Origin of the sequence: Streptomyces sp. NPDC007205, from assembly GCF_040634095.1 — a bacterium.
Taxonomy (GTDB): domain Bacteria; phylum Actinomycetota; class Actinomycetes; order Streptomycetales; family Streptomycetaceae; genus Streptomyces.
Map to the genome: position 1 here is coordinate 1 of NZ_JBEYEW010000126.1, position 3,791 is coordinate 3,791.

General features: G+C 67.2%; 1 protein-coding gene and 1 pseudogene. One reads left to right on the forward strand and one right to left on the reverse strand.

Annotated features, from left to right (window positions below; genetic code table 11):
- The first annotated feature begins 1,280 nt into the window (after nucleotides 1-1,280).
- The gene (locus ABZ624_RS42320; protein WP_360100963.1) at nucleotides 1,281-2,207 is read left to right on the forward strand and encodes a hypothetical protein; all 927 of its coding nucleotides are present in this window, start codon (nucleotides 1,281-1,283) and stop codon (nucleotides 2,205-2,207) included.
- Nucleotides 2,208-2,427: 220 nt separating this feature from the next.
- Here ABZ624_RS42320 and ABZ624_RS42325 read toward each other — a convergent pair.
- Nucleotides 2,428-3,488 (reverse strand): annotated as a pseudogene (locus tag ABZ624_RS42325) (IS3 family transposase).
- Between the last annotated feature and the right edge of the window lie 303 nt (nucleotides 3,489-3,791).

Consider the following 3,791-nt stretch of genomic DNA (forward strand, 5'->3'; position numbering starts at 1 on the left):
GAAACCCCAGGAACTACCTCGCCTTTCTCGGTCTCGCCGCCGCCCTGTGCTGCTACAAACGACTCGTTCGCCTCACCACATAGGACACGGTCTAAGAGCTACGGCGACGGACGAGCGCAGTTGCGACCATGACCACCCCTGCCAGTGCGCCGACGTAAAACAGCAGCTGGAGCATTCCACCACCGATGTTTGGGCCACCCCGTTGCCTGGGGTATGTCTCGCGAGCCCACAGGTTCACTGCCGCACCAGCCACACTCACGGCAATCATTGCTAGACCGACCTTCAAGAGTCGGGACATTTCCGAGACCTCCCAATTGGCAGCGGCCGGCAGAGCGAATCCTGACCGGGCCTCAGCCCACCGAACGGCGTCTCCCCTCGGGTGAGGCTGTTGATGACCGACAGCCCGCTGCAGACGAAGGCCGGGGCGGTCACGGACGCCAGGCGCACCGTAGCCAAGCGGCCACTCGCCTTCGTTTGCCGGGCCCTGAGAAGCCGCGATGTAGTGCGTCGCCATTCGGACAGTGAACAACGCTGGCACGCCAGGGACATCCGCACTGGTACTCATTCACAAGCTGTCGGCGCACTCAGTCAGGTGAGGTGACCCCGCGATCAAACGGAGTCCTGCTAGATAACGCGCTGCAGGCAGATGACCAGCGCTGGTCCCCGCTCGTGCGGGGATGGTCTCTCGGAATGCGTCGACCGGTATGGCTTCTGCATCTGCTCCCCACGCGCGCCGACGCAGGCCGCAGCGCCCTGCTGCCCGCCGTTGCGGGGATGGCCCCCAAGGCGCCTGCACGTTCCACACTTGCTGAACAAAGCTATGTATACCGCGGCCCGGCTGCAGGCCACGGCGGCTGGGCCGTGTACCCGGTTCACTCTGCTGTCCCCGGCCCGGCCTCCCTCGGATCCCCCATCGGCCGGGTCAGCGCATCATCCTCACCGGCCCGTCGTCCCGGCTCCGTCTCGTCCAGCTCCCAGTAGTGCCGGCAGTCATCGCACCGGCACTCCGGCATCCCCACATCGATCGTCAGTACCGCCCCGTACGGGCATCGGCTGCCATCCCCGCGGCCCGCACACTCCTGCTCCCAGCGATCCCCCATGCGTTCGACCGCGCGGTGTTCAGGCCGCGCCCGGGCAGAGAGCGTGCCAGGCGCACAGGCGCTCACATCCGGCACCGGACCTCAACACCCGCCAGCAGCCCCAACAGCTTTCGTCACGCTGTTTGGTGCGAATCGAAAGTTGCGGGCCGCCACCGGAACGGCGCCGTTATCCTCGCGGTCGTGATCTACGAAAGAACGATGGGCATGGATGAGGGCGCTCCGACAACAGCTCGCCTGCGCGATGTACTGAACCGTGCCGGGCGCGTCGTGATCGCCGAGGGCTCTCCTGACGAGGCGGACACCGCCGACGTGCCACGGATCGTGGTGACCGGTGGCGAGATCGCAGACTTGGCCCAACTGCTGGCCATTGTGGACGGCGGTACCGGCGACCGGTGCCGGTGCAATGGCTGGCCAACGATCATGGTGCACGACGTGGACAGCGAGCTGATCGCCTACTGGACGCTGCACCACCAATCCGGTCTTCGAGGAATTGGTGACTGCGATGCCGACCTGCGGGATGGTCCAGCACTCACCGAGTGGCTGGCGGAGCGAGGCCTGACCGGATCTCGGGAGGTTCAGGCGGGGCTGGCCGTGCAAGAGGCTGAGGAGGAGCGGCGTCGGCTGCGTTGGCTCCGGGCCGCACCCGCCGGGCTGCGCGACGCCGCCATGGATGTCTCCGACCCGCCGGGGCGTGACCTGGAAGCCTGGTCAGATCGACTTCGCGACGCGAAGGCCCGGCTCGCCAGACTCGTCCAAGATGGCTATCCCGACGTGACCGAGCGGATCCGCGTCCTCCTGGCGTGGGCCGGCGTTCCCGCCAGGGAGTCCACTGGCGGCCTGAAATGGTACGACATGGCGATCCAGCAGCAGTTGTTTGCCGAAGATCCCGACCTCATCCTCACCGCGCTCGCCGCCGCGCCGCCGAGCCCGGCCCAACTCGACGGCGCGGCCCAACTCTTTGCGTCCCTCGATTGGACCGCAACGCACGGCCAGCAGTTGCCCGAGCCGCTGCGGTCGATGCTGATCGGGCACATCCAAGCAGGCGGCACCGACGCCATGAGGTTCCGGATGCGCCATGGCTACTACGGGGCCGAGCGATCTGTCTGAAGGACGATGCCGGCTGTCGGACGGGGCTCCACCAACTCCTTCGTCGGCATCGTCCCCGTCTCCGTGCTGCTGGCCATCGCCGCGCGGACCCGGCCGCCGTCGAAGTTGTGCTCCCCTGCAGGTGCGGAGATGGTCGCTTGCAGGGCCACGCCATCATCGGGGCTTCCACCTTGATCGTGGACACCGGTTGTCATGCAGCGATGGCCAGCGTAGTTGATCTCTACTCGAAGGCGACCGGTGCGAGGTAGCCGATCGTGGAGTGCCTGCGCCGGTGGTTGTAGAAGCCGAGCCAGCGGAAGACTGCGAGCCGGGCGGCTGGTTCGGTCGGCCGGCCGCGCCGGTCAGGAAGGATCTCGCGCTTGAGCGAGGCGAAGAAGGACTCTGCGGCGGCGTTGTCCGCGGAGGTGCCGACCGCTCCCATGGTCCGTCGGATCCCGGCCTGGTGGCAGGCGTCGGCGAACGCCTTCGACCCGTACTGAGCCCCGTGATCGCTGTGGAAAATGACGCCGTCCACCTGTCCGCCGCGAGTGCGGACGGCCGCGTTGAGGGCGTCGGTGACGAGCTCGGCCCGCATGTGATCGGCCATCGACCAGCCCAGCAGGTGACGGGAGAACACGTCGATGACGGTGGCCAGATACCGCAGCAGATCGGGCACCGCCTGGGCGGCGGGGTCCGGGACCGTGGTGCGGTGTCGCCGCTTCGACCTCCACCCCTGAACGCCGTGTTGGCCCATGAGCCGCTCGATGCGCTTGCGGTTCACCATCACACCGCCCGCGCGGAGCTCGGCGGTGATCCGCTTGGGGCCGTACGTCTTCCCGGACTCTGCGTGGACCTTGCGTATCCGCCGGGTGAGCGCTGCGTCGGCGGCCTTCTTCGCGGCCCGCGCCGGGGCGGTCTTCAGCCGTCGGTAGAACCCGGACCGGGACAGATTCAGCACGGTGCACAGCCGCTTCACGCCGAAGGCGTCGCGATGGTCGGCAACGAACTCGAAGCGGCTCACCAGTTCGTCTCGCCCGCAAAATACTTGGCCGCCCGGCGCAGGATGTCACGTTCCATCTCCAGCTCGCGGACCTGCTTGCGAAAGGCCACGATTTCCGCGTCCTTCGTGGACTCCGCGACCGCCTCGGGCCTCTCGGCCTTCTCCGCGGCCTTGATCCACTGTCGCAGGGTCTCGTGGTTCACGCCGAGTTCGACGGCGATGCGTGAGACGGGCCGGCCCGACGAACGGGCCAGCGCCACAGCGTCGGCCCGGAACTCCGCCGAGTACTTGTAGGTCCCCACTCGGGACTCCTCTCCCTGAATTCAAGATCCAGTGTCGAGGTGTCCACGATCATGGTGGAAAGCCCTCATGCAGCTTTATGGCTCCGCACATGCCCTGCCGGACATACCAAGTGAGGGCCTGAGCGCTGCTATATTCCCCTGGCCACAGGGTTGGATCACAGGGGGTACACATGAAGGCGGTCCGACGCACGGTGTGTGCCCTCGCAGCGACCATGGCGCTGGGCGTCACGGCTGCGTGTGGCGGGTCTGAGGCGAAGGTCCACTCCGTGGTGTCGCATTCCGCCGGACAGCCGAAGGGCAAGG